Below are 24,417 nucleotides of genomic sequence, written 5' to 3'. Positions count from 1 at the left end.
CACAAACGAAACCTGGCAGATAACCGAATCATCCTTACCGGTTTTTACTATAATTCCATAAAAATCGCCACCAACAATACAACCCACCCACGGCTTTCACAGATAACATACACAGCGCGCGTTAACCACATGCCAAAGATGGATTTGGAAAAAATAAAGTCGTTCAGGCAACTATTTCCTGAAATTCTACGTCTTTATTAGAAAGCAATCAGAAGCTTGAGCATTCTATGTTTGAAAACCCAAAAATTAATATCAAAATCAAACTTGCAGCCCTATGGACCTCCGTTACTTTATGTTATCTGTACGGGACTATTTTGAACTATACACACCAGGCAAGGTAGATAGCTTATTGACGGGAAAGAACATTTTAGACAGTCCAACAACACTATTATTAGCATCAATAGTTTTGGCGATTCCATCAGTTATGGTGGCATTGTCAATACTTATTCAACCTAATGCAAACAGAATTCTAAATATCATTTTTGGTTCATTATTTACAATTATGATGTTGGTTATAGGTGTCTATTCAACAAATGAATGGTATCTGTTTTATGTGTTCTTGGCCTTTTTAGAAAGTTTTTTAACGGCCATTATTGTATGGTATGCGTGGTCATGGCCTAAAGAAAAATCAAAAACTTAAGAAAAATCAAAAACTTAAGAAAAATTCCCCCGCTGGCGCGAGCATCCTACTCGCGCCATTAAAAGTAGAAGAAAAACCTGGCCCTACTTCTAAAAAGGAATACTTCCGTTTTCGTACTTTAGTTGAAGGTACTTTTAGCAATACGGCTTTTGGCACAGGAACCGTCAAAGGCTCTTTAATAACCTAATTTAGAGCGCGTTACAACAAAGGTCATGAAACAACTATTTATCAATTTACCGGTTAAAGATATTGAGGCATCCATGACCTTTTATAGCCAGATGGGATTTATAAACTATCCCCTGTTTACCTTTGATGACCAAAAGTGTATGGTTTGGGGTGATCATATATACCTAATGCTCCAGACCTACCAGATGTCCCAAAAAGTCGAACTGAAAAACATAGCGGACCCCAAGACAAGCAGAATCGCAACCTTTACGCTTCCCGTGGAAAGTCTAGAAAAGGTCAATGAAATCGTTGCTAAATGTTTAAACGCTGGTGGTAAAGAGCTTACGGAAGCTATTGACGAAGGATTTATGCAAATCAGAAATATTGAAGATTTGGACGGCCATCAGTGGGCCGTCATTTATGTTAATATTGAAAAATTCAAAGAAGTGACGGGTAGAGAATAGATAGTACCCTGCTCGTGCCGTCACATGACAATTAAAACTCCAGCATCAAATGAAAAAATCAATTTTAGCAACCTGTTTACTGTTCTTACTTTATCTTGAAGTTTCGGCCCAGACAGAATTCGTATTGGAACCTTCCCAAAGTATGATCATGACCGGGAAAGGAACCGGGCAAGATGCCAACATAAACCCCTATTTTGGGGAGGATTGCTATGGCATCGTCAAAAATATTGGGGTTAGGCCCTTTACCATCAGAATCCAACAAACTGGAAACGTCATTGAGGAAATACCTATTGAAAAGGGCGAAACCAAAAAATTGAAACTTTTAAAGGGCTATGAATTGTACTTGGACCCCTATCCTAAAGGCTTGGCAAAAGCCCGTGTCGATTATGGGAAAATAATAGATTAGGAAACTTTTAGGTAAACTTTGTCTATTATACCCAGCATGCAACGCCTAATTGCTATCCGGTAATAGGTGCCTGTATTTCAAAATGTTTTTTACACTATATTTTCTCCTTATTTTAAACGATGCTATGAGATTGTTATGCTTGCTTTCCGTTTTACTTTTATTCACAAATTGTGCTGACAAATATGCCGAGTACAAAAAAGTGCCGAAGTACATCACCGATCCGTCGCCTTCCAAGGAGGCCTACTATAAAGCCTATGACCAAACCCTTAGCTTGTGGGATGTGTCCTATGAAGAGTTATACATCACCACTACGAATGGAATTGCCCATGTTATCGTAAGCGGTCCGAAAAATGCGGAACCCTTGGTATTACTGCATGGAATGAATGCCAGTTCTACCATGTGGTATCCAAATATTGGGTCACTTAGCAAGAACCATAGGGTATTCGCCATTGACTTCATTCTGGAGCCTGGAAAATCCTATTTGTATAATGATATTGAAAGTGTAGAAAAAGTAACGGATTGGTATGAAGAGGTTTTATATGTTTTGGATTTGGACCAATATCATTTAATTGGTGCTTCCCGTGGGGGTTGGTTGGCCGTTACTTTGGCATTAAATAATCAAAGCAAAGTCAAAAGCCTAATTTTATTGAGTCCGGCCCAAACCTTTACTTGGATTAGACCAAGTATGGATTTATTGAAAAACATTGTAACCTTACTGGCCTCCAAAGAAAAACAAATAGAACAAAGCCTGGAAAGTATGTCCGAAAATGTGGATAAAATTAACGACGCCTATTTAAAACAATACACATTAGGATTGGATTTAGAATCAGAAAATAAGTTCATCACGAACATGCGGCCTTTTTCAAATGACGAATTGAAATCCTTGCATATGCCCATATTGGTACTGATTGGTGATGACGATATGATCAATACCGAAAAAACAGTTGAAATCGCCAATTCCCTTCCAAATGGTAAAGGTGAAATTGTTCAAAACGCAGGACATTTTTTATCCATTGATCGAGCGGAAGTGGTAAATGAAAAAATGAGGATGTTTTTAAAAAACTAATTATACGAAAGATACATTCAACTAAAACGTTATTTACGCCCTTTCATTTGGTACTAATGTAATATTTCCTCAGCCTATCCCCATAATACTACACTTGGGTAGCACAAATTATTAGTTTTCTCTGGACCAATTTACTTTTGTTGGGTAATCAATTCAAAAGTATCATGGACAAAAGGGATTTAAAAAAGTTAAAGTTAGAACTGGCCATCAACGCCAAAAGCGGTATCGATTTTATCATTTCTGCGGCAATTGTTTGGTCCATAATCGCCTACATCTGGACCTTGCCACAAGAACCCTTTACTCAAAGTATGTGGACATTCTATATAGGTATGATTATGTTACCATTAGCATATGGATTATCCAAAATTCTTAAAACCAAATGGACGACCAAAACGAATCCTTTGCAGCCATTGGGCATGTGGCTCAATTTTGCGCAGCTCTTCTATTTTCCCTTTTTGTTCTTTGTGCTTAAGGACAATCCAGATTATTTCGTGATGACCTATGTCATCATCACAGGCGCCCATTTCTTCCCCTATGCATGGTTCTACGATGAAATGGGTTATGCTGTTGTTGCGGGTATCATTTCCTTGGGAGCCCTGCTGGTAGCCATAAATATACCTACACAACAAATGTACTATGTACCGCTTTTTATGGTAGGGTGTTTGATATTGTTGTCCTTTTGGTTGTTGATTGTTAATCGAAGAAAAAGGCTAGATGTGAAACCAAATATTGCCCAAATTTAAATTACTCCTGTAAATCGAATAGATTTTAATTAAATTTCGATAAAACCATAGTTTTTGGGTATCACGGGGAAATCGGAAGAAATAAAAGACTGAGTACAAATAATAAGAGATAGGTCATGAACAGAACACTTGAAGAACAACGCATAGAATTTGCCAACCAAAAATTTCTTGCAACGCCCTTGGCAGGATTGATTGTTTGGACCATCATTGGTTTCATTGGAATTTTTTTCTCTGAGTTTGTGTCGGTTTGGTCCATATTTATTGGTACCGGCAGTATCGTCTACCTAGGATTGTTCCTATCAAAGTTCACCGGTGAAAACTTCTTGGACAAAACAAAGCCCAAAAACGAGTTCGACACCCTATTTCTTTACACGGCCGGCCAGGCGATTCTAGTGTATTCCATAGCTATTCCCTTTTTCTTGGTCGATTACACATCCCTGCCCATGACCGTGGGCATTTTGACCGGATTGATGTGGTTGCCCTTTTCTTGGATCATCAAACATTGGAGTGGCATCTTTCACACGTTGACCAGAACCATTTTGGTGCTTGTGCTATGGTATCTTTTTCCGGAGTATCGGTTTATAGTAATTCCGTTTGGCATCGTTTTGATCTATATAATTACGTTGGTTATTTTGAGGTACAGAAAGCAGGTTGAATGATATGGTCCTATACTAAGGATGCATTTATATTGCTATCTTTTTTCTAAGGTTACAGGCAAATCCATTTGTCCCAGAGGTCTATCTTAAAAAGGTCCGGTAACTCTTTATTCGTGTATTAGGTTTGCACTTAAGAAAAAAATAATACGAGTTTGTGCTGGTTTTTTAAGTAACTTCCTTAAAAAGGATACTATAGCACTCTTTAAACAAAAAATCCCAAAAAACATGACAAACAATCAAATACTGGTGGATGAAAAACCGGCGGATATTGGCCAATTTACTGTAGGGCGACTCCTACCCATCCGTAAAAAACGACAAGTAGGTCCCTTTACCTTCATAGATCATATGGGGCCCGCTACCTTGGGCAAAGGTATTTATATGGACGTAGACCAACATCCGCATACGGGACTCAGTACGCTGACGTACCTCTTCGAGGGTGAGATCGCCCATAAGGATAGTACGGGCGCCGACCAAATCATTACCCCCGGGGATGTAGGTTTTATGACGTCCGGAAAAGCCGTGACACATACAGAACGCACCCCGAAACATTTGCGAACAGAGACCGAATTTACCATGCACGGTTATCAGGTGTGGGTAGCTTTACCCAAGGAATTGGAGAAGATCGAACCTAATTTTCAGTTCATTCCCAAAGAGGACTTACCCATTTGGGAAGAGGGGAACACCAAATATACCCTGGTGGCCGGAGAAGGATATGGCCGTAAATCGCCCCTAAATGTTTATTCACCCTTATTTATGCTTAAAATTGAAAGTCCGGAGGAAAAGACCATTAAAATCAATGGGGAACTGGAAGGAGAAATCGCCATTGTGGTGGTCACGGGCAGTGTTTTGGAAAAGAACCAAGAAATCAAGGCCGGCCAAATGCTGATATCCAAAACGGAGGATCACTGCGACATTCACGTGAAGGCAAACACGCAGCTATTGTTGTTCGGGGGCAAACCCTTGGGGCGGGAACATTATTTGCTGTGGAACTTTGTGTCTTCGGACCGGGAAAAACTAAAACAGCAAAAACAGGACTGGATGGACAAGAAATTCCCCAAAGTTCCCGGCGATGATACCTATATCCCGTTTCCTGAAATGCGGTTGAAGTAAGGTGCTTTGCGCCTCTTTCTATGTATGTATTGTCATTTCGAACCTGTCAGACGGAGCGACCTACCCTGATCAAAGTGCTATGGGAATCGAAGTCGACTGCAAGGAGCGTTAGAAACCCAAAGTTGCCAAATCAACAGCTATCCCCTATTTTTAAGGAATAATCAACCTATTTAGTAAATCCTCCTCCATGAAGCCAAAACTAGTATACCTTCCTGTACTCATCCTAAGCATGTTGGCATGTAAAAACGAAACAAAGGGAAAAGCAGAGGTGGTAAAAACGAAAACCATTACCATATCCCGGGACGCGTACAAAGACCAACTCTACGGATTTTGGCTGGCACAGTGCATTGCCAATTGGACGGGGCTGGTAACGGAAATGGATAAAATAGGGAACATTGGAGAAATACAAACAGGCGAGTTTTATACCCGTGAAGATTGGGGCCAACTGGACCAACCCAGTATTTTTTCCAATGGTGAACCCAGCGACCTCTCCCCTACTATTGATTTTGTATTTCGGGACACTACTGAAATATGGGGCGCGGACGATGATACGGACATCGAATATATGTACCAGCATCTGCTAGATGTGAACAATACCAGTCTATTGAGTCCGGAACAGATCAGGGACGGGTGGTTAAAACACATCAGGCCCGAGGAAGAAAACTATCTATGGGTATCCAATCAAAAGGCCTTTGACCTCATGCAGGAAGGCGTGTTGCCCCCGGAGACGGGCAGTCCGGAACGGAACGAACATTTTGAAATGATAGATGCCCAATTGACCACGGAGATTTTCGGTCTTTTCGCCCCTGCCCGAACAGATATAGCGAACAAACTCGCGGACCTTCCAATACGCACCGTGGCCCGTGAAGAAGCCGAGGATATTTCACAGTTTTATGTAACCATGTATTCCCTCGCCGCAGTTCCTTCCGAGGAAAATAGGCCCCAACGCATAAAAAATATGGCCCAAAAGGCCCGGGAAGGGTTGCCAAATGACGAATATCCTGCCAAAATGTACGACTATGTCCTTGACTTATACAACTCCGGGATTCCTTGGGAACAAACCCGGGATTCCATTTATGAACGATATCAGGTACAACAATTGGATGGGTATGACATCACCTCCCAAAATTTATATTGCAATGGCTGTTTTGCCGCGGGCATCAATTTTGCGGCCAGTTTGGTGAGTTTGTTCTATGGTAAGGGCGATTTGAAGGAGACCCTAAAAATCGGGGTGCTTACAGGCTGGGATTCGGACAATCCTACGGCCACTTGGGGAGGTATGCTCGGTTTTATGTTGGGCAAGGAAGGTGTGGAGAAAGCCTTTGGAAGAAAATTTTCCAATCGGTTTCACATCCACAGAACCCGACAAAATTTTCCCAACGATGGCATGGATACCTTTGAAGAAATGGCCGAAAAAGGACTTCGCATCACGGAGAAGGTCGTTCAGGAACATATGGGCGGTAGCATCGACCTTGAAAAAAATGTTTGGATAATCCCTTTAAAAAATGAAAATGAATAGAATATTATTTTTATTGGCACTTTGCGCCATCGGACTTACTTCCTGTAAACAATCGGAAAAAATACCTCCCCAGGAAGTGGCAAAGGAATACTTTGGAATGTTGGATACCTCAGACTATGCTAAAATTCCGAATTTGATGGCGGATAGCCTTGTGACCGAAGAAGGTGATTATACCATGACCTATTCCCATGAGGGATATGAGGAACTCTTAAAATGGGATGCTGTTTTTGACCCCAGCTACGAAGTCCTGGAAACTGTACAAGAGGAAAACGGCACGGTAAAGGTACGGGCTTCCAAGATAGATACCCGTATCCAATTCCTGCACGAAAAACCAATTATAACAGATAATTATATTACCTTCAAGGATGGCAAAATATCCAGTCTACGTACGGAATATGTAGATTTTGACGATGAAACGTTTGGAAACAATAGGACCCGACTGCTCACTTATATAAATGAAGCGCATCCGGAACTCAATGGATTTTTAACCGACCAGACCGAGGCCGGTGCCCAAAAGTACCTGCAAGCGCTAGAGTTATACAACGGACAACCTAGATTCGATTTGGGAAAAGACCTCTTGTTAATGCATTTTGATTGTAAGACCGATGTGGATGATCTTCAAGCAGCAGCCGGACTTTTAACGCTCATGTCCCACCCCAACTTTATGCATGTGAACTACCATGCCGTTGCTGGAACCTACGGTATTCAAGAGGGACTGTACGTGCCGCCCAATGATTTGTTTCAACAAGCCTTTGGTAAAAACTGGACCGATGCCCACAATCGCATGGAAGCCGCTGCGGAAGAAGTGGCCCAAAAGGCGATGACGACCTTGAAGGCACAAGGCGATATCTGGATTGCGGAGGCGGGTCAGTCCGACTTCTCCGCCAAACTCGTAAAGGCCCTGCAGTCAAAACTGCCGGATTTGGAAACCACCAAACGAATCCACATTGTGCAGCACAGCGATTGGAACGAGGAAGTGACCACACCGGAATTATTGGATTTTGCAAAAAAGAACACCGATTATCACAAAATCCCCGATGGCAATGCCGTGGGCAATGGCACCCCAGGTTTCCGCACACCGGGCTATACGCAATGGAAGGAGCAAGTGACGGATCCTCAATTGAAATCGGTTTGGGAATTGGCGGTGGACCTCTCCAACAAGTATAATGGTAAGGAAGGTCGGTATTTGAATGAGGCCGTGCAACAAAACGGGGTCGATTTTTCTGATCTGTCCGAAGTGTGTTGGATGTTAAGATTGGAGGATATCAAGGATACCGAGGAATTCTTTGAGCATTATGCCCGATAACAGTTTTAAGTAAGGAGTTTTCAGGTCGAACCGCTTTTATCAAGTTTCATTTCGAACCTGTCAGACTGAGCGGAGTCGAAGTCGACTGAAAGGAGTATGAGAAATCTACATTAAAATTAGCTTCCTTGTCGCTTCCATAGGTATCGAAGCGCTGTCGGACTGCAAAAAATACAACGAAAGACTTTACAAAAAAGTCGAAAAATTCCGTATCGAAATAGCGTTGATCCCTGCATTTGTATTGAGAAATAATCTAATTTTAGTTTTTAATCCGAATGGGGTTTGGGAGTAGAATGTTTCTTATAACCAACTCATAAAGAGACACTTAAAACCATTAATAAAAATGATTCACCCGCATACCGAATTACGATTTATAAGCAACGAAGTAGGCTATGGCGTCGTGGCCACCAAATTTATTCCCGCAGGGACCATCACCTGGGTTTTGGACAAATTGGACCGGGAATTCAGTCCCTTGGATTTTCAGAATATGGAACCTCTGTATCAGGAAATATTGGACACCTATACCTATCGCAACAACAACGGAAACCTGGTGCTTTGCTGGGACCATGGGCGTTATGTAAACCATAGTTTCAATTCCAATTGTCTTACCACGGCCTACGATTTTGAGATTGCCATTCGCGATATCCAGCCTGGGGAACAACTGACCGATGATTATGGCTACCTGAATATTTCCAGCCCTTTCCGAGGCATCAACGAAGGCACAAAACGAAAAACGGTCTACCCCGACGATCTTTTAAAATACCACAAGGTATGGGACAATAAGATCAAAAAAGTATTCCATAAAATAAAAAAAGTGGACCAACCCTTGGTGCCCGTCCTCAACCCGAATACCTGGGACAAAATAGAACGAATCCTAAACGGTGAGGAAGCGCTCGCCTCTATCCTTTCCAACTATTTTGATACCGAAAAATCCACCGTGCCCTCCAATTGATAAAGGGCCAAAGGGTTACCCACTAGTTTAAAATGGGTATATTGAAGATTTATAAATTATAAAACTATAAATTATTCAGTATTGGTATGAATTCAAAACCTAATTTAAAAAGAAGACTTTTGATGGGATGGCTCGGATTAAGTCCGCTGACACTCCTTGCCAGCAAAATGCCAAAATTGGAAAAAGAGGATTCCAGTATTGCGGATATTTTGATAAACCGATGGGAAAAATCAAGGAGCTATACAATGGCCGTTTTGGACGCCATGCCCTTAGAGGACTTGGAATTCAGGCCCAGTCCGGAGCAAATGAGCTTTGCCCAGCACTTTTTGCATATCGGGTATACGAATAACATGTTCCTGGGGGTGTTGAAGGATGAAAAGACCTATGCCGATTTTAACGTTTTAAAGGATGCACCTTTCTTTTTTGACCTTCCGGACCCCGTAAGTGTCTTTAATGCAGATAGTCTCCAAAAACGCAGTCCGGAAGAGAACAAGGCCATGATTGTAGCGTATCTTAATGAAACCTTCGATTATGTATTGGCAAATTTGAAGGGATTAAAAGATGACTTCTTAAAAGAGGGACGAGAAAAGGTAAAACCTTGGTATTTGGAGGGCCATACCCATCTTGACCTCATACTCCGAGCCGAAAACCATACGGTCCACCACAGGGCACAGGCAGTTAGCTATTTGCGGATGAAGGGGATTCAACCTCCGGGGTATTCCAAACACAATACGTTGTAATCATAGATTTTCATCCAAAGAAATCCCAGTTACCCTATTACAAATTCCACAATTTCCCGAAGCTCCTCTTCCAAGGACAATTTTGAAAAAGGCCTATTTGCCTGTCGGTACCAATAGCCGGCATTGAATCGGTCGCCCTCCTTTCGGTGGAGGTAGGCATGGATCCAACTCCCTAATGAATTATGCATTTCCTGGGCAATGTCGTGGGATGCTTCCCAGTCGCCTTTGGCATCGAACCAAAGGGCTTTTAGTCCCTCTGGCCAATCGGATGTTGGATGGGATGCTAAAAGTGTCGCTTCAAATTCGGTATAATCCTTTGGTTTCATTTTGTAACGCGTTCTACTAATTTACCAACAGTGAGACCTTGGGCAATAATGGAAAAGACCACCACTACATAGGTTATAACCAAAAACAAATCCCGATTCATATCCTGCGTCAGACCCAAAGCCAAGGCGATGGATATCCCGCCCCTCAGTCCGCCCCAGGTCATGACCAAATTGGTTCCGGGTACAAAATCCAACCGTTTCTCAAAAAACTTTATGGGCATCAACAAACTTAAAAAACGACATCCCAACACGATGGGAATGGCAATCAATCCGGCTACGATATAACTGGTTTCAAAACTGATGACCAACATCTCCATACCGATGAGCACGAACAACAAGGTGTTAAGGAGAATATCCAGCAATTCCCAAAACTTGTCCACATAAGTTTCCGTGGTTTTGGACATGGCCGAATTTCGCACCGTATCGTTCCCCACGACCAAACCTGCAGTTACCATGGCCAATGGTGCGGAAAGATGCAACTTTTGGGCCACCACCGTTCCCATCATTACCGCGGCAAGCGTAATAATGACCTCGATATCGTAATCATCTATACTGCGCATCATTCGGTACGTAACCCAACCAATCAATAATCCCCAAAGAATACCACCAATGACCTCTACCCCAAAAAGCTCCAAAATTTCGATGGGTTCTACTGGGGCACCACCGGAGGAGGCCATTTTAAAAATCGTCAAAAACACAACTACGCCTACCCCATCGTTGAACAGGGATTCGCCCACAATTTTGGTTTCCAGCTTTTTGGGAGCTCCCGCTTGTTTCAAGATTCCCAAAACGGCGATGGGATCCGTTGGGGAAATAAGCGCCCCGAAAAGCAAACAATGGATATAGTTTACGTCCATGGGCGTCATTTTCAATAGATAAAACATGATGGTACCCACCAAAAAGGTAGAGACCAAAACACCCAAGGTGGAGAAAACCAAAATGGGCCATCGCTGCACCTTCAATTGCTCAAAGTTCGTATGCAGGGCCCCGGCAAAAAGCAGAAAACTCAGCATGATATCCAAGAGCACGGTCTTAAAGTCGATTTTGGAAATAATATACCTTTCGGCATTTAAAAGGGTGTCATCCACATAACCTATAACAAAAACGACTAAGGTAAACACAATGGTGATCAGCATCAGGCCAATAGTATTGGGCAACTTCAAAAATCGGACATTGATGTACCCAAAAATTGCAGAAATAAAAACCAGTATTGCACTGATAATGAAATAATCCATACCTTTTATTTAAATCATTGCTAAAAACTCCTTTTCCGTGATAATCGGGATACCCAACGACTCCGCCTTGGTCCTTTTGCTAGGTCCCATTTTGTCCCCGGCGACCAAATATCCTGTTTTGGAAGAAATGGAGGAACCCACCTTGCCGCCGTTGTCCTCAATTAGTTTTTTAAGTTCGTCCCGACTCACTGTTTCGAATACGCCCGACACTACAAAGGTAGCACCTTGCAAAACATCGGTTTGGTTTTCCAGTTTTTCTGCCGATAGTTCCAACTGGACCCCCTTCTGTCGCAATCGGCTTACAGCATCCAAGTTCTTTGGGTTTTGGAAAAAATCCACGACGCTTTCCGCAATCCGGTCGCCAATCTCGTCCACCGAAACCAACTCCTCCTTGGTCGCCACCATCAGTGCATCGACAGATTTATAGGCTTTCGCCAACTTCTTGGCAACGGTCTCGCCCACATAGCGAATGCCCAAGGCGAACAAAACCCGCTCAAAAGGCACCTTAACGGAATCCGCAACCCCCTGGACCAAATTTTCTGCCGATTTCTCCGCCATCCGCTCCAAGGGCAACAATTGCTCTTTGGTAAGGTCGTACAAATCCGCATAATCATTGATCAGGCCTTCCTTAAAGAGCAACTCCACCGTTTCACCGCCCAACCCTTCAATATCCATGGCCTTTCTAGAAATATAATGCTGAATCCGACCGGTAATCTGGGGCGGACAGCCATATTCATTGGGGCAATAATGTTTTGCATCGCCTGGAGTTCGGATCAAGGCTGTGTGGCATTCCGGGCACTCCGAAATATACTGCGTCGGTTTGGAATCTGTTGGCCGTTTGGATACATCCACCCCAATGATCTTGGGAATGATTTCCCCTCCTTTTTCCACAAAAACGGTATCCCCTTCCCTTATATCCAGTTTTTCGATTTGATCGGCATTGTGTAGGGAGGCCCGTTTGACGGTCGTTCCCGCCAACAAAACGGGCTGCAGGTTGGCCACAGGGGTTATTGCCCCAGTGCGCCCAACTTGATAGGTGATTTCGTTCAATACGGTGTATACCTGCTCCGCCTTGAATTTATAGGCCATGGCCCATCTTGGGGATTTGGCGGTATACCCCAGTTCCTCCTGGTGTTGGATACTGTTCACCTTCACCACTACGCCGTCCGTTTCGTACGGCAAACTGTGTCGGTTTACATCCCAATATTCCACAAAATCCATCACCTCTTGGGTGCTATGGCACAATTTGGCCACGGTGGGCACCTTAAAACCCCATTCCCTCGCCTTTTCCAACATTTCAAACTGGGTGCTTATCCCCGTGTTCCTACCAACAATACTGTACAAAAGACACTCCAACGGCCGTTGGGCCACTAAAGAACTATCCTGTAATTTCAAACTTCCCGAAGCCGTGTTCCTGGGATTCATATAAGGTTCTTCCCCGTTGGCGATACGCTCCTCGTTCATTTTGGCAAAACCGTCGAATGGCAGTATGATTTCCCCCCGTATATCGAATTTTTCCGGATAATCCCCTTTTAATTGTAAGGGAACCGACTTGATCGTTTTGATATTTGTGGTGACATCATCGCCCTGAAAACCGTCGCCACGGGTCACCGCGCGCACCAATTTCCCGTGTTCATAGGTTATACTGATAGATGCGCCGTCATATTTAAGCTCACAGGTGTAGGATACAGGTGCGTCGCCCAAATTACGCTGGATTCGTTTTTCCCAATCTTCCAGATCCTCCTTGGAATAGGAATTGTCCAAGGAATACATGCGATGCTCGTGCACAACGGTTTCAAAATGCTTTGTAACCATACCACCCACGCGGATGGTAGGCGAACTTTCATCATAAAACTCGGGATGCTGTGCTTCCAAAGCTTGAAGATCCTTGAGTTTCATGTCAAACTCATAATCGGAAATCGTTGGCTTGTCTAACACATAATAATTATAGTTGTGGTCTCTCAGCTCCTCCCGTAAGGCCTTGATGGTTTCTTCAATATTCATAGTTGGCTATTCTTTATGGCTTTTATCATTCGGTCGTTCCCGTACATATCCTTGCGCAATTCAATGGTATTGAAATCGAAGGTATCCAATAAGGTGCATGTTTCAGGGCCAAGGTATTGATTGATTTCCAGGTACAACATACCGTTTGGTTTTAGATGTTTGGATGCAAAACGGGCCACTCCACTATAAAAAATCAATGGGTCTTCATTGGAGACAAAGAGTGCGGACTCAGGTTCGAACAATAGTACATTTTTATTCATTTTATTTTTTTCCAACTTCCTGACATAAGGAGGATTGGATATAATTATATCAAATGACAGTTTACTATGAAAATCCAACATATCGGCCTTAAAAAAATGAACTTCGACCTCGTTTTTAAGGGCATTCCCTCGGGCGACTTCAAGCGCCTCTTCCGAAATATCCAGAGCCTGAACACTTGCATTTTTCAAGGATTTGGCAAGGCCGATGGCGATACAACCGCTCCCCGTTCCCATGTCCAAAATGTCCAGATTGGCCTGTTTATCCACATCGGCCAACACCCATCGCACCAATTCTTCCGTCTCCGGACGGGGTATCAGCACCTGCGGACCCACCTTGAAGTCCATACCCATAAAGTGCGCCGACCCGATTATATGTTGAATGGGGCGATGCTCTTTCAATTCTGACAATGCTTCGAACATCTTGGGTTCCTCATCCTTTTGAATTCGCAAGTCTGGCTGAATGGCAAGGACAAATCGCTGCAGACCCAGATATTCCTCAATCAGCAAATAAAAAAAACTGGAAACCTCCTCTTTTCCGTAAAGGGCATCCAATTCTTTATGAAAAATCTTTTTTAATTCACTGAGCAACATATTACAAGGTCTTCAGCATCCAAACTGGACAGGAATAATGCCCCGTATTTCCCATGGGCGCATCGATATATTCGAAACCGGACTTTTTATAGAGCTTTTGGGCATCCTCCATGTACGGCATGGTTTCCAAATAACATTTCTCAAAACCGAATTCCCGTGCGCGTTCCAAACAGGTCTCCATCATTTTTGCACCCAAACCACGCCCACGGGCAGCCTTCAAAAAGTACATTTTTTGAAGCTCACAAACGTTGCCATCATAGTTTTCCAACTGGGCAACACCGGCACAACCAATGATTTTACCACCGTCATCGATAACGAAATAGGTGGCCCTAGGCACATCATAAGTTTCGTACATGCGATCCAAGGCAGTATCCGCGTAGGCGGTGCCTACTTTGGGAACGCCCATTTCTACCAAAACCTCGCGCACTACTCGTGCCACTTCCTCATTATCGGTAGGTCTTATCTCCCGTATTTCAACCTCTTGCATTGCTTTAAAATAATAGGCTTTAAAGTACTATTTTTGAATGGTGAAGATACACGAATTGGGCAAAAAGCTAAAAAACAGTTTTCAACAAGCCGTACCCATTGGGTATGGACGCCATCATCCAGAACCACTCTATGTCCGTGAATGAAAAATACATGCGACGTTGCCTTGAAATCGCCAAAAATGGGATGGGCACCACAGCACCCAATCCTTCCGTAGGTGCCGTCATTGTCCACAACGACCGTATTATTGGGGAAGGCTACACCAGTCCTTTTGGTGGACCCCATGCCGAAGTAAACGCCATTTGTTCCGTAAAGGATAAAACCCTGCTTTCAAAATCAACCCTCTATGTAACCCTGGAGCCTTGCTCCCATTTTGGAAAAACCCCGCCCTGCGCCAATTTCATTGTTGAAAACAAGATACCCAAGGTCGTCATAGGTCTAAAAGATCCACACGAAAAAGTTGCCGGAAAAGGCATGGAAATCCTTGAAAAGGCTGGATGCTCGGTCACTATGGGAGTTTTGGAAAAAGAATGCAGGGAACACCACAGGCGATTTCTGACTTTTCATGAACAAAAACGCCCCTACATAGTATTAAAGTGGGCGGAAACAGCCGATGGTTTTATAGCGCCCATCAAGGAACTTCGAAATTCCAAAGCCGAACCTTATTGGATTACCAACACCTATTCAAGGCAATTGGTCCATAAATGGCGGAGCGAGGAACAGGCCATTTTGGTGGGCACCAATACCGTATTGGAGGACAATCCAAAATTGGACACAAGACTTTGGAAAGGAAGTGCACCCATCCGACTCATCATCGATAAAAATCGCAAAATACCAAAAGGTTTTCATGTTTTGGACGGGAAACAGCCCACCATTGTTATTAGTTCTATTAATAATTTAGATAATAAAATACAAAATTATAATTTACAGTTTATTGAATTTAATGATAAATTTATTTTAGGGTTGTCTAAAAATCTCTTTGTAAGGAATATACTGAGTGTTTTTGTGGAAGGTGGGGCCAAAACCCTGCAAGCTTTTATCGATGCAAATCTTTGGGACGAAGCCCGAATCTTTATCGGCAAAAACACGTTTGAAAAAGGAATTAAAGCCCCAACATTGCAGGGGCAACTCACAACAGAAAGATCAATAGTAAACGACCAATTAAAAATAATAAGGAATGATAAAAAACATCATATTTGATTTTGGGGACATCTTCATCAATTTGGACAAAACGGCGGTGTTCAAAAAGATGGCCGCTTTTGGATACACGGAATATACCGATGCTTTGGATTTGCTATGCAAGGAATATGAAATGGGCCTTATGTCCTCTGAGGATTTTTTGGCAGGTTTAAAGGAAATGTATCCGGAAGCAACGGAAACTGATCTATTGGATGCCTGGAATTCCATTTTACTTGATTTCCCGGAACACCGATTGGAATTCATTGAGAATTTGAAAGCACAAGAATCCCACCGTTTGTTTTTATTGAGCAATACGAATGACCTTCACATTGAATATGTACAAAAGACGATGGGCGAAGATCGTTTTGACCGGTTCAAGAATTGTTTTGAAGGCTTCTATCTGTCACAACAAATCAAGATGCGGAAACCCAACAGCGATATTTACGAGCATGTACTCAACGAAAACGCCTTGATTCCCGAAGAAACACTGTTCATTGACGACACCAAGGCAAATACGGATAGTGCGGAAAAATTGGGAATACGTTGCTGGAATCTTCAAGTTGGCAAGGAAGATATTACGGAGCTAAACAAAAAGTTGTAATGGAATACTTGGCGTTAAGCGTTCTTGCATCCAGCTTGATATTCGTGATTTTTAAAATGTATGCCAGATACGGCGTACAGACCCTTTATGCCATAATCGTCAATTATTTTATCGCATGTTCCGTAGGCCTGTATTTCTACCAAGGAAAGGTTACGTTTTCAACAACCACTGAAAAGCCATGGTTTTTGGGAACGTTGGCGTTGGGGGTTTTATTCATCATCGTTTTTAACCTAATGGCGGCAACATCACAAAAAATAGGTGTTTCCGCGGCATCGGTAGCGACTAAAATGTCCTTGGCCATCCCTGTCGTATTTGGTGTCTGGATGTACGGGGAAAGGCTCGGCCTATTTGAAATCCTAGGCATCCTTTTGGCCTTGGCAGCAGTCTATTTAGCTACAATGCGTAAAAAAACGGTAGTAAACCATACGTACTTGTTGTTATTGCCAGTAGCCGTCTTCATAGGGTCGGGCATAATCGATACAAGTATTAAATACGCCCAACAAATATCCGTTCCAGAAGAAGAATTTCCGCTGTTTTCTGCCATGGTATTTGGCTCTGCCGCCACCTGTGGTACCCTCTTTGTTTTAGTAAAGGCCGTTAAGAATGGTATCCTTGTAAATCTAAAGAATGTGCTGGGCGGTATATGTTTGGGTGTTCCCAATTATTTTTCTATCTATTTTCTAATGAAGACATTGGATAGTAATACTTTAAATAGCGCTTCAATATTTACGATTAACAACGTAGCCATTGTCATGTGTTCTACCTTTTTGGGAATTCTATTGTTCAGGGAACGGATAAGTAGTAAAAATTGGTTTGGAATAGGCCTGGCCATTGTAAGCATCGTACTTGTGGCTTTGGGAACCAGAATAGAGTATATATTATTAGGACAAACCCCATAGATGGAACCGGAAGCAACCAAATACCAATCGGTCGATAAACCAAGCGAGGAGGTTCTTTTTAAGGAAAGGAAAAGCAAATTCTATGGCTATACTTTTCCTATCGAGTCCGAAGATGCCGTAAAACCGATACTTGAGAAACTCCATAAGCGGCACCCATCGGCGAATCATGTTTGCTATGCGTGGCAATTGGGGGTCAGCGATATCCGGTACAGGGCCAACGACGATGGGGAACCCAATAATTCCGCAGGAATGCCCATTTACGGACAAATCCAATCCTTTGACGTAACCAACATTCTTGTTGTTGTAGTCCGAATTTTTGGCGGCACCAAACTAGGGGTTGGCGGTTTGATAAGCGCTTACAGGGAAACGGCCAAAATGTCCTTGGAAAATTCCCTAATCATGGAAAAAGTGCTAACCCAGCAAATAACCCTTGTCTTCGAATATTCCGAAATGGATACAGTCATGCGATTCATTAAAAAACATCAATTGGATATTGTGGACCAAAAGCTACATTTGGATTGTGAAATACTACTATCGATTCAAAAAGAAATGATATCCGATATTTTGGAACAATTGGAAGCATTTCACAAAATTTCGGTCAAAGTCCACGAATAACGTTGTAGAATTTACGGCAACTTTTCCAAGATATATTCCGGACACTTTATAGGCTTTTTCTTATAAGAATCCATAAACACCAAAACGGTATTTGCCTCTGCCAAAACCTCATCCTTTTCATTTGAGATTACATAGTCAAATTCGATACGTACGGAGGGTGTTTTTTTAAGCTGCGTACGTACCGTAATAAGATCGTCATAAAGTGCCGGAATCTTGTAATCGATCTTGAGGGAAATTACCGGCAACATTACCCCATGTTCCTCCATCCATTTATAGGATAACCCAAGGGACCTTAGCCACTCAACTCTTCCCATCTCCAAGTATTGCGCGTAGTTACCGTAATACACCACGCCCATTTGGTCCGTTTCTCCATATCTGACCCGAAAAGAAATTTCATTAAATCCCATTGATTTCTAATTAAATACTATATATTTAAAGCCCCCGTTGGTAGGCAACGAACATGAGAAAAAAAAAGGTCAAATTCAATAGGCGTTGATTTTTTTTTTAGAATTTTTGTTCACATATTTGTCCACCTTACAGAGCCAACATAATGGTCTCTATTTTTAGAATTTGTTCGCTTTTAACTAACCAATAACAAGAGCTTTAATTATTATGAATGTTACTGCCGATTCCGTATGGAAAAATTGTTTGGTATTTATCAAGGATAATATCCAACCGCAGGCATTCAAAACTTGGTTTGAACCCATTAAACCTATAAAGCTCTCAAACAATGCTTTGAGCATTCAAGTCCCCAGTAAATTTTTCTATGAATGGCTGGAAGAGCATTATGTGAAATTGCTCAAGGTCGCATTGACAAAACAATTGGGTGAGACTGCCAAATTGGTGTACATTATTAGAATGGAGAACACCTATGGCAATAAAGAACCATTCACGGAAAAAATTCCTAGTTCCAACCGGGGCAATATGAGTCCCCAAGAAATGGACGTCCCCATTAAATCCAAAAACCCGGAACTTCGCAATCCTTTTGTAATTCCAGGTATACGGAATATCAAAATTGAATCACAATTAAACCCCAATTATAATTTCGATAATTATTTGGAAGGCGATTCCAATCGCTTGGCCCGTTCCGCAGGGATGGCCGTAGCCAATAAACCCGGGGGCACCTCCTTTAATCCCTTATTGATTTTTGGCGGCGTTGGATTGGGAAAAACACATTTGGCTCATGCCATTGGGGTTGAAATAAAGGACAAATATCCAGAGCGTACCGTATTGTATATATCAGCGGAAAAATTTACACAGCAGTATATCGAGTCCGTTAAGAAGAATACCCGAAACGATTTCATTCATTTCTATCAATTGATAGACGTGCTGATTATAGACGATGTGCAGTTTCTATCCGGAAAGTCCGGTACCCAGGATGTGTTCTTCCATATTTTCAACCACCTCCACCAAAACGGAAAACAGGTAGTCCTAACTTCGGATAAGGCTCCTGTGGACATGCAGGATTTTGAGCAGCGTCTGTTGTCCCGCTTTAAATGGGGATTATCGGCGGAGTTGCAGAGTCCGGATTATGAAACTCGAATTTCCATTTTAAAGAACAAGTTATATCGTGATGGTGTGGAAATGCCGGATGATATTATTGAATATGTGGCCAAACACATCAAGACCAATATTAGGGAGCTGGAAGGCGCCATTATTTCATTGATCGCACAGTCCACCTTGAATAAAAGGGAGGTCACCATAGATTTGGCACAGCAGGTCGTTGAGAAATTCGTAAAAAATACAAAAAGGGAAGTTTCCATTGATTACATTCAAAAAGTGGTATCTGATTACTTTGAAATGGATGTAGCCACCCTACAATCCAAAACCAGGAAACGTCATATTGTACAGGCCAGGCAATTGGCCATGTTCTTTGCCAAAAAATTCACCAAGGCTTCTTTGGCCAGCATTGGTTCACAAATAGGCAAAAGGGACCATGCCACTGTGCTGCACGCATGCAAAACGGTCGATAACCTTGCTGAAACGGACAAACAGTTCCGAAAATATATAGATGACCTGACAAAAAAATTCTCCTAAAAAGGTATGAAAACCAAAGTCTTAATGGTTTGCCTTGGAAATATCTGTAGGTCGCCATTGGCCGAGGGCATTCTAAAAAACAAGGTAGATACAAGCATGGTTTTTGTGGATTCTGCCGGAACGGGAGGCTATCATATTGGAAATCCGCCCGATTCCAGATCTATTGCGGTCGCTAGAAAATACGGTATCGATATCAGTAATCAGATATGCCGAAAACTAACCGCTGCCGATTTGGAAGAATTTGATGTCATCTATGCCATGGACAAAAGCAATTATGGAAACATCATCGGGTTGAGCAAGAACAAGGAACAGGCACGTAAGGTTAAACTATTATTAAGTGAAGTCAAAACAGGTGATGTAGAGGTACCCGACCCATATTACGATTCGGTCGATGGATTTGAAAAGGTCTTTCAGATGATAGATGCGGCCTGTGGGGAAATTGCCAAAAAGCTTTCAGAATAACATGGCAGACGCTACATCCAAAAAGGGCAAACTCTATCTGATACCATCCACACTTGGGGAAATCCCGCCTTTGGAAGTGTTGCCCATTTCCATAAAACGGGCCATCGAGGAAATAAACATCTATATTGTAGAAAACGAAAAGACGGCCCGTCATTTTATCAAGAAACTTTCACCTAGAAAATCGCAACCCTCATTAACACTTTTTGCACTGAACAAATTTACGGAAGCATCGGAAATACCAAGTTTCCTGAATCCTTGTTTGGAAGGAAACGACGTGGGCATCCTATCCGAAGCAGGTTGTCCCGGTATCGCAGACCCAGGTGCCGCCGTAGTTCGCATCGCCCATGAAAGACAAATCCAAGTAGTACCTTTGGTAGGCCCTTCCTCCATTATACTTGCCCTTATGGCGAGTGGCATGAACGGTCAGAATTTTGCTTTCAATGGGTATTTGGCCATTGACGGTGCGGAAAGAAAAAAACAAATAAAGAAGCTGGAAAGAAAATCCAAGGAAGAAAATCAATCCCAAATCTTTATCGAGACCCCTTATAGGAACAATAAATTATTGGAGGAACTGGTGAGAACGGTTTCAGGAACTACGAGAATCTGTGTTGCCTGCGATATTACGCTGAATACCGAATTTATCCGAACCAAAACCGCTTCCGATTGGAAAGTTGAACAGGTGGACCTTCACAAACGACCCGCGATCTTTATCATCCAAGCATAAAAAAACCTTGACATCGCTGCCAAGGCTTTCCCATTTTCATATCTACTTATTACTTTAAATCCTAGGATTTTTTACCGGTTTGATCATCGTAATGTCATAGCCCGAAAACATTTTAAGATAATTCGCGATGGTCGTACCGTAGCCATCGATAACATCGGTTCTACCAAAGGAACGTAAATACCTTTTTACGTTTCCCGGCCCTGCCAAATGCGCTGCGGCCACGATTCCAGATTCGGTAATCTCAATTCCATTGATCTGTTTGCCTACAAATCTTTTGATATCCTTCCGTAAGATCCATTTGTTTCGGGCAATGTTCTTTTCGAATACCTCTTCCTGTAAAGAAGGGTTTTCCAAAAAGTGTATGGAATCATGTACACCTACCAAAGCCAGTGTATTCACACCAAATTGGTATTTACCCAAATAACCAAAGGAATTTACAGCTGAATAGCTTCCTTGCGATTCCTTAAAGGCCAAGGCCTCCTTAAAACCGATGTACCTGCTACCAATAAAGGGCGGCCGTACGTTCATTTTCTCAAAATAAGCTTTGTCCTGGGGGAACAAAAACGGAGGGGGTTCTTTTACTTTTAGAGCTTCTGGAACTTCAACGTTGTACAGACTGAAACTGAAGCTCGAAAAAATAAAAATCACGATAAGAGGACAAGTAAACAATATCCATCTTTTCATAAAGTGTTTTTCTTAAGACTTACAGCGAAAAAAGTGCTTGCTTAAATTTCTGGGGGCAAAGTTAGACATGTTAAAAAGGTAAAATGGCAAGAATTTGTTAAAAATATACACTTTTAGTTAACATGTCTTAAAATTCCGATTAGAGCCTATCTGTTGATTTTCTGAGCGTTAAGCCAGCGGATATACTGCTCCTTATTTCGGTTATGTTGCGCAATGTTCTCCGCGAACATGTGGTATCCAAAGTCCTCAACATTGGCCACAAAATAGTAATAGTTGTGTTTTTCAGGATTTAGAACAGCGTCTACGGCACTGATATCGGGCATGGTAATGGGCCCTGGGGGAACACCGGCATATTTATAGGTATTATAGGGAGAGTCCATTTCCAAATCCCTGTACAGCACCCTTTTAATTATAGTGTCGTAATTACCTGTTTCCTTTTTTATAGCATAGATTACGGTAGGATCCGCCTGTAAGAGCATACCGGCCTTTAATCGGTTAACATAAACACCGGCTACCCGCGGCCTCTCGTCCACCTTGGCGGTTTCCTTGTGGACAATGGATGCCAACGCAACAACTTCATTGGGGCTCATATTTTGGGCCTTTGCCTTTGCCAGCCTATCCTCGTTCCAAAACCGTTGATACTCCTTTAGCATACGGTCCCGGAATTCCTCCGCGGAAGTGTTCCAAAAAAATTCGTAGCTATTGGGAATGTAGAGGGCCAACTTGGATTCCTGGTCAAAGCCGTTACCCTCCAAAAAATCCCCATCGTCAAAGGCTTTCAAAAGACTGAGACTATCGGCTTCAATTTGTTCGGAGATCCTACCCGCCAAAGAGGCCGTATTCTCCTGATTGTTGAAGGAAACGCGAACGGGAATATTGTTTACCCTTAGGTTGTTTATGATATCATTGTTGGTCATTCCCTTAGTAATTCGGTATTTACCACCCCTAATGTTGGAGGCATATCCCTTTCTTTCCGCGGCCTTTTGAAAGGAAGAAACATCGGTCAGCAGTGGTTCCATTTGTTCCTTTACATCGGCAAAGGAATCATTTGAGCCAATATAAACAAAGGCCTCCTTATTGTTAAAACTGGTATTGGGCGTAAAAAAAGTACTATAGACTACATACGCAAATATGCCTGCTCCTATCAATCCGAGCAGCAAAATGGCGACCACAATTTTTTTGATGTACATTATTTAAAAATCTTTTGAAACAACAGTTCGTTTTTAAAAATACCTTCGTTGAAAATCCAATCCCGTTTGGTTCCCACCAATTCAAAACCCAGTTTTTTAAATAGGTACAGGCTTCGTTCGTTTCCTTCCAAAATATTGGCGTACAACTGGCGTAAATTTAAGGTCTTGAATGCATACTTACACAGTATTTCCAATGCTTCCGTACCGACCCCCCTGTTTCTGTTCCCTTCATCCGATATAACAATACCCACTCCCGCCCTTCTATTTTTCGGGTCGAAATCAAATAAATCTAACAAACCGATGGCCTCATTATCCAAGGTAGAAATTACCAAACGTAATTGTTTGACATCATAAATATCCCTGTGGGCATTTTCAAGATATAAATTTAGGACATCCCTCGAGTAGGGTGCAATTGTACCACTGATTTCCCAAACCGACGGATTGTTCTCCAATTCAAAAAGCAAATCTAAGTCCGCCGATTCCAGGGCCCTCAGCTTTATGATATTTCCCTGTAGACTTACCATGAAATCTCCCCTTTAAACACTTGCTTGGCCTCCCCTATCAAATGCACATTATTATAGGTATTATCGCTGTAATCAAATTCAACCTTCAAATTACCGCCCATAGCCTTGATATTCGCATAGTTACCGTTAATTTTACCTAAATGGTGCATTGCCAACGTTACGGCGGTAACCCCTGTTCCGCAGGAAAGTGTCTCATCCTCCACGCCCCGTTCGTACGTCCTTACCTTGAAAGTGTCCTTAGACTCCTGTTCCACAAAATTGATGTTGCTACCGTTTGCACCATAGATACCATATCGTATTTTGGAACCCTCCTTGGCCACGTTGAACTTCTCCAGATTCGTGACCACTTGCACATGGTGGGGCGAACCCGTATTCAAATACAAGGCATTGGGTTTGGTCTTGAGCTCCTTTACATCCTGCATTTTAAGGCTTACCGTAGTCCCATTGACCGTTGCGTTGTGAGGTCCATCCACGGCAATGAAATCGGTTTTTTCATCGATGATACCCAAAAATTGGGCAAAGGCCACAACACATCTTCCCCCGTTTCCACACATACTCCCTTCCTTGCCATCAGCATTGTAATACACCATTCTAAAGTCTAGGGAGTCATCATTTTCAAGAAGAATGAGTCCGTCGGCTCCAATGCCAAACCTCCTATTGCACAAAAAAGCTACGAGTTCATGGTTCTCTTTCGGAAAAAATAAGGTCCGATTATCGAATAGTACAAAATCGTTCCCTGTTCCCTGATATTTAAAAAAAGTAGCGGTCATAGGCCAGTTTAAAGCACAAAGATATGATTTAATTGAGGCTTCCTTGCAGTTAAAAAGTCGTTAAAC

General features: G+C 42.4%; 29 protein-coding genes. 19 read left to right on the top strand and 10 right to left on the bottom strand.

Going from position 1 to position 24,417, the window contains the following annotated elements; translation table 11 throughout:
- Positions 1-274 precede the first annotated feature (274 nt).
- From F0361_RS18895 to F0361_RS12915, 12 genes are all read left to right on the top strand, one after another.
- A complete protein-coding gene (locus F0361_RS18895; RefSeq protein ID WP_317131737.1) occupies positions 275-640 on the top strand; it encodes a DUF6326 family protein in 366 nt (121 codons plus the stop codon).
- Positions 603-827 carry a hypothetical protein gene (locus F0361_RS18850; protein ID WP_154919065.1) on the top strand — a complete coding sequence of 75 codons (225 nt, stop codon included), beginning with the start codon at positions 603-605 and terminating at the stop codon, positions 825-827. Before F0361_RS18895 ends, F0361_RS18850 begins: the two co-directional genes overlap by 38 nt.
- 25 nt (positions 828-852) lie before the next feature.
- A complete protein-coding gene (locus F0361_RS12960; protein WP_154919063.1) occupies positions 853-1,269 on the top strand; it encodes a VOC family protein in 417 nt (138 codons plus the stop codon).
- A 49-nt stretch (positions 1,270-1,318) separates the two neighbouring features.
- Positions 1,319-1,675 carry a hypothetical protein gene (locus F0361_RS12955; RefSeq protein WP_154919061.1) on the top strand — a complete coding sequence of 119 codons (357 nt, stop codon included), beginning with the start codon at positions 1,319-1,321 and terminating at the stop codon, positions 1,673-1,675.
- A gap of 124 nt (positions 1,676-1,799) precedes the next feature.
- Entirely contained in the window at positions 1,800-2,741 is a 942-nt protein-coding gene (locus tag F0361_RS12950; protein WP_154919059.1) for an alpha/beta fold hydrolase, read from the top strand.
- 164 nt (positions 2,742-2,905) lie between these two features.
- Entirely contained in the window at positions 2,906-3,484 is a 579-nt protein-coding gene (locus tag F0361_RS12945) for a DUF7010 family protein (RefSeq protein WP_211361171.1), read from the top strand.
- Positions 3,485-3,600: 116 nt separating this feature from the next.
- On the top strand, positions 3,601-4,143 hold the full coding sequence (locus tag F0361_RS12940) for a DUF7010 family protein (protein WP_154919057.1): 543 nt from the start codon (positions 3,601-3,603) through the stop codon (positions 4,141-4,143).
- A gap of 222 nt (positions 4,144-4,365) precedes the next feature.
- Complete coding sequence (locus F0361_RS12935) at positions 4,366-5,250, top strand: pirin family protein (RefSeq protein ID WP_154919055.1); 885 nt, start codon at positions 4,366-4,368, stop codon at positions 5,248-5,250.
- A 187-nt stretch (positions 5,251-5,437) separates the two neighbouring features.
- On the top strand, positions 5,438-6,769 hold the full coding sequence (locus tag F0361_RS12930; protein WP_154919053.1) for an ADP-ribosylglycohydrolase family protein: 1,332 nt from the start codon (positions 5,438-5,440) through the stop codon (positions 6,767-6,769).
- Positions 6,762-8,075, top strand: a complete 1,314-nt coding sequence (locus F0361_RS12925; protein WP_154919050.1) for a hypothetical protein — start codon at positions 6,762-6,764, stop codon at positions 8,073-8,075. Before F0361_RS12930 ends, F0361_RS12925 begins: the two co-directional genes overlap by 8 nt.
- A 340-nt stretch (positions 8,076-8,415) precedes the next feature.
- Positions 8,416-9,024 carry an SET domain-containing protein gene (locus F0361_RS12920; protein WP_154919048.1) on the top strand — a complete coding sequence of 203 codons (609 nt, stop codon included), beginning with the start codon at positions 8,416-8,418 and terminating at the stop codon, positions 9,022-9,024.
- A gap of 86 nt (positions 9,025-9,110) precedes the next feature.
- Positions 9,111-9,764, top strand: a complete 654-nt coding sequence (locus F0361_RS12915; protein WP_154919046.1) for a DinB family protein — start codon at positions 9,111-9,113, stop codon at positions 9,762-9,764.
- Positions 9,765-9,793: 29 nt separating this feature from the next.
- Here the strand turns inward: F0361_RS12915 and F0361_RS12910 are convergent, their stop codons facing one another.
- The 5 genes from F0361_RS12910 to F0361_RS12890 are packed head-to-tail and all read right to left on the bottom strand — an operon-like array spanning position 9,794 to position 14,667.
- Complete coding sequence (locus tag F0361_RS12910) at positions 9,794-10,090, bottom strand: hypothetical protein (protein ID WP_154919044.1); 297 nt, start codon at positions 10,088-10,090, stop codon at positions 9,794-9,796.
- Positions 10,087-11,325: a cation:proton antiporter gene (locus F0361_RS12905; protein WP_154919042.1), complete on the bottom strand. Its 1,239-nt coding sequence runs from the start codon at positions 11,323-11,325 to the stop codon at positions 10,087-10,089. Before F0361_RS12905 ends, F0361_RS12910 begins: the two co-directional genes overlap by 4 nt.
- 9 nt (positions 11,326-11,334) lie before the next feature.
- Positions 11,335-13,329: an NAD-dependent DNA ligase LigA gene (gene ligA / locus F0361_RS12900; RefSeq protein WP_154919040.1), complete on the bottom strand. Its 1,995-nt coding sequence runs from the start codon at positions 13,327-13,329 to the stop codon at positions 11,335-11,337.
- Positions 13,326-14,180: a peptide chain release factor N(5)-glutamine methyltransferase gene (prmC, locus tag F0361_RS12895; protein WP_154919038.1), complete on the bottom strand. Its 855-nt coding sequence runs from the start codon at positions 14,178-14,180 to the stop codon at positions 13,326-13,328. Before prmC ends, ligA begins: the two co-directional genes overlap by 4 nt.
- Position 14,181: 1 nt before the next feature.
- Positions 14,182-14,667: a GNAT family N-acetyltransferase gene (locus tag F0361_RS12890; RefSeq protein WP_154919036.1), complete on the bottom strand. Its 486-nt coding sequence runs from the start codon at positions 14,665-14,667 to the stop codon at positions 14,182-14,184.
- A gap of 104 nt (positions 14,668-14,771) precedes the next feature.
- On the opposite strand from F0361_RS12890, the gene ribD reads away from it, so the two are divergent.
- Genes ribD through F0361_RS12870 form a run of 4 tightly spaced genes read left to right on the top strand, consistent with a single transcriptional unit; the run spans position 14,772 to position 17,960 of the window.
- Entirely contained in the window at positions 14,772-15,866 is a 1,095-nt protein-coding gene (ribD, locus tag F0361_RS12885) for a bifunctional diaminohydroxyphosphoribosylaminopyrimidine deaminase/5-amino-6-(5-phosphoribosylamino)uracil reductase RibD (RefSeq protein WP_317131736.1), read from the top strand.
- Positions 15,844-16,446: an HAD family hydrolase gene (locus tag F0361_RS12880; protein WP_154919033.1), complete on the top strand. Its 603-nt coding sequence runs from the start codon at positions 15,844-15,846 to the stop codon at positions 16,444-16,446. The genes ribD and F0361_RS12880 overlap by 23 nt, the downstream gene beginning before the upstream one ends.
- Positions 16,446-17,345, top strand: coding sequence for an EamA family transporter (locus F0361_RS12875; protein ID WP_154919031.1), 900 nt, complete (start codon positions 16,446-16,448; stop codon positions 17,343-17,345). The genes F0361_RS12880 and F0361_RS12875 overlap by 1 nt, the downstream gene beginning before the upstream one ends.
- The gene (locus F0361_RS12870) at positions 17,346-17,960 is read left to right on the top strand and encodes an IMPACT family protein (RefSeq protein ID WP_154919029.1); all 615 of its coding nucleotides are present in this window, start codon (positions 17,346-17,348) and stop codon (positions 17,958-17,960) included. It begins immediately after the preceding gene.
- 11 nt (positions 17,961-17,971) lie between these two features.
- Here the strand turns inward: F0361_RS12870 and F0361_RS12865 are convergent, their stop codons facing one another.
- Positions 17,972-18,367, bottom strand: a complete 396-nt coding sequence (locus F0361_RS12865; RefSeq protein WP_154919027.1) for an acyl-CoA thioesterase — start codon at positions 18,365-18,367, stop codon at positions 17,972-17,974.
- A gap of 205 nt (positions 18,368-18,572) precedes the next feature.
- On the opposite strand from F0361_RS12865, the gene dnaA reads away from it, so the two are divergent.
- The 3 genes from dnaA to F0361_RS12850 are packed head-to-tail and all read left to right on the top strand — an operon-like array spanning position 18,573 to position 21,183.
- A complete protein-coding gene (gene dnaA / locus F0361_RS12860; RefSeq protein ID WP_154919025.1) occupies positions 18,573-19,997 on the top strand; it encodes a chromosomal replication initiator protein DnaA in 1,425 nt (474 codons plus the stop codon).
- Between the two features lie 6 nt (positions 19,998-20,003).
- Positions 20,004-20,459, top strand: a complete 456-nt coding sequence (locus tag F0361_RS12855; protein WP_154919023.1) for a low molecular weight protein-tyrosine-phosphatase — start codon at positions 20,004-20,006, stop codon at positions 20,457-20,459.
- A 1-nt stretch (position 20,460) separates the two neighbouring features.
- Positions 20,461-21,183, top strand: a complete 723-nt coding sequence (locus F0361_RS12850) for an SAM-dependent methyltransferase (protein ID WP_154919021.1) — start codon at positions 20,461-20,463, stop codon at positions 21,181-21,183.
- 54 nt (positions 21,184-21,237) lie between these two features.
- On the opposite strand, the gene F0361_RS12845 is transcribed toward F0361_RS12850, so the two are convergent.
- From F0361_RS12845 to dapF, 4 genes are all read right to left on the bottom strand, one after another.
- Entirely contained in the window at positions 21,238-21,867 is a 630-nt protein-coding gene (locus tag F0361_RS12845; RefSeq protein WP_154919019.1) for a hypothetical protein, read from the bottom strand.
- Positions 21,868-22,013: 146 nt separating this feature from the next.
- Positions 22,014-23,057, bottom strand: a complete 1,044-nt coding sequence (mltG, locus tag F0361_RS12840) for an endolytic transglycosylase MltG (RefSeq protein ID WP_154919017.1) — start codon at positions 23,055-23,057, stop codon at positions 22,014-22,016.
- Complete coding sequence (locus F0361_RS12835) at positions 23,057-23,581, bottom strand: GNAT family N-acetyltransferase (protein ID WP_154919015.1); 525 nt, start codon at positions 23,579-23,581, stop codon at positions 23,057-23,059. Before F0361_RS12835 ends, mltG begins: the two co-directional genes overlap by 1 nt.
- Positions 23,575-24,351 (bottom strand): diaminopimelate epimerase, encoded by a 777-nt coding sequence (dapF, locus tag F0361_RS12830; protein WP_154919013.1) that lies wholly within the window; start codon positions 24,349-24,351, stop codon positions 23,575-23,577. Before dapF ends, F0361_RS12835 begins: the two co-directional genes overlap by 7 nt.
- Positions 24,352-24,417: the final 66 nt, after the last annotated feature.

The sequence above is a fragment of the Maribacter flavus genome (assembly GCF_008386635.1).
In the GTDB taxonomy this organism is placed as follows: Bacteria; Bacteroidota; Bacteroidia; order Flavobacteriales; family Flavobacteriaceae; genus Maribacter; species Maribacter flavus.
This window is presented reverse-complemented; position numbering and strand designations above follow the sequence as displayed.

Bases quoted from the DNA above. Each gene is read 5' to 3' on its own strand.
- ribD (WP_317131736.1), top strand. From the start codon at position 14,772: ATGGACGCCATCATCCAGAACCACTCTATGTCCGTGAATGAAAAATAC.
- F0361_RS12855 (WP_154919023.1), top strand. From the start codon at position 20,004: ATGAAAACCAAAGTCTTAATGGTTTGCCTTGGAAATATCTGTAGGTCG.
- F0361_RS12845 (WP_154919019.1), bottom strand. From the start codon at position 21,867: ATGAAAAGATGGATATTGTTTACTTGTCCTCTTATCGTGATTTTTATT.
- F0361_RS12910 (WP_154919044.1), bottom strand. From the start codon at position 10,090: ATGAAACCAAAGGATTATACCGAATTTGAAGCGACACTTTTAGCATCC.
- F0361_RS12905 (WP_154919042.1), bottom strand. From the start codon at position 11,325: ATGGATTATTTCATTATCAGTGCAATACTGGTTTTTATTTCTGCAATT.
- F0361_RS12870 (WP_154919029.1), top strand. From the start codon at position 17,346: ATGGAACCGGAAGCAACCAAATACCAATCGGTCGATAAACCAAGCGAG.
- F0361_RS12880 (WP_154919033.1), top strand. From the start codon at position 15,844: ATGATAAAAAACATCATATTTGATTTTGGGGACATCTTCATCAATTTG.
- F0361_RS18895 (WP_317131737.1), top strand. From the start codon at position 275: ATGGACCTCCGTTACTTTATGTTATCTGTACGGGACTATTTTGAACTA.
- F0361_RS12925 (WP_154919050.1), top strand. From the start codon at position 6,762: ATGAATAGAATATTATTTTTATTGGCACTTTGCGCCATCGGACTTACT.
- F0361_RS12890 (WP_154919036.1), bottom strand. From the start codon at position 14,667: ATGCAAGAGGTTGAAATACGGGAGATAAGACCTACCGATAATGAGGAA.
- F0361_RS12935 (WP_154919055.1), top strand. From the start codon at position 4,366: ATGACAAACAATCAAATACTGGTGGATGAAAAACCGGCGGATATTGGC.
- mltG (WP_154919017.1), bottom strand. From the start codon at position 23,057: ATGTACATCAAAAAAATTGTGGTCGCCATTTTGCTGCTCGGATTGATA.
- F0361_RS18850 (WP_154919065.1), top strand. From the start codon at position 603: ATGCGTGGTCATGGCCTAAAGAAAAATCAAAAACTTAAGAAAAATCAA.
- F0361_RS12875 (WP_154919031.1), top strand. From the start codon at position 16,446: ATGGAATACTTGGCGTTAAGCGTTCTTGCATCCAGCTTGATATTCGTG.
- F0361_RS12945 (WP_211361171.1), top strand. From the start codon at position 2,906: ATGGACAAAAGGGATTTAAAAAAGTTAAAGTTAGAACTGGCCATCAAC.
- dapF (WP_154919013.1), bottom strand. From the start codon at position 24,351: ATGACCGCTACTTTTTTTAAATATCAGGGAACAGGGAACGATTTTGTA.
- F0361_RS12865 (WP_154919027.1), bottom strand. From the start codon at position 18,367: ATGGGATTTAATGAAATTTCTTTTCGGGTCAGATATGGAGAAACGGAC.
- F0361_RS12930 (WP_154919053.1), top strand. From the start codon at position 5,438: ATGAAGCCAAAACTAGTATACCTTCCTGTACTCATCCTAAGCATGTTG.
- F0361_RS12955 (WP_154919061.1), top strand. From the start codon at position 1,319: ATGAAAAAATCAATTTTAGCAACCTGTTTACTGTTCTTACTTTATCTT.
- F0361_RS12960 (WP_154919063.1), top strand. From the start codon at position 853: ATGAAACAACTATTTATCAATTTACCGGTTAAAGATATTGAGGCATCC.
- F0361_RS12915 (WP_154919046.1), top strand. From the start codon at position 9,111: ATGAATTCAAAACCTAATTTAAAAAGAAGACTTTTGATGGGATGGCTC.
- F0361_RS12850 (WP_154919021.1), top strand. From the start codon at position 20,461: ATGGCAGACGCTACATCCAAAAAGGGCAAACTCTATCTGATACCATCC.
- dnaA (WP_154919025.1), top strand. From the start codon at position 18,573: ATGAATGTTACTGCCGATTCCGTATGGAAAAATTGTTTGGTATTTATC.
- F0361_RS12950 (WP_154919059.1), top strand. From the start codon at position 1,800: ATGAGATTGTTATGCTTGCTTTCCGTTTTACTTTTATTCACAAATTGT.
- ligA (WP_154919040.1), bottom strand. From the start codon at position 13,329: ATGAATATTGAAGAAACCATCAAGGCCTTACGGGAGGAGCTGAGAGAC.
- F0361_RS12940 (WP_154919057.1), top strand. From the start codon at position 3,601: ATGAACAGAACACTTGAAGAACAACGCATAGAATTTGCCAACCAAAAA.
- F0361_RS12920 (WP_154919048.1), top strand. From the start codon at position 8,416: ATGATTCACCCGCATACCGAATTACGATTTATAAGCAACGAAGTAGGC.
- F0361_RS12835 (WP_154919015.1), bottom strand. From the start codon at position 23,581: ATGGTAAGTCTACAGGGAAATATCATAAAGCTGAGGGCCCTGGAATCG.
- prmC (WP_154919038.1), bottom strand. From the start codon at position 14,180: ATGTTGCTCAGTGAATTAAAAAAGATTTTTCATAAAGAATTGGATGCC.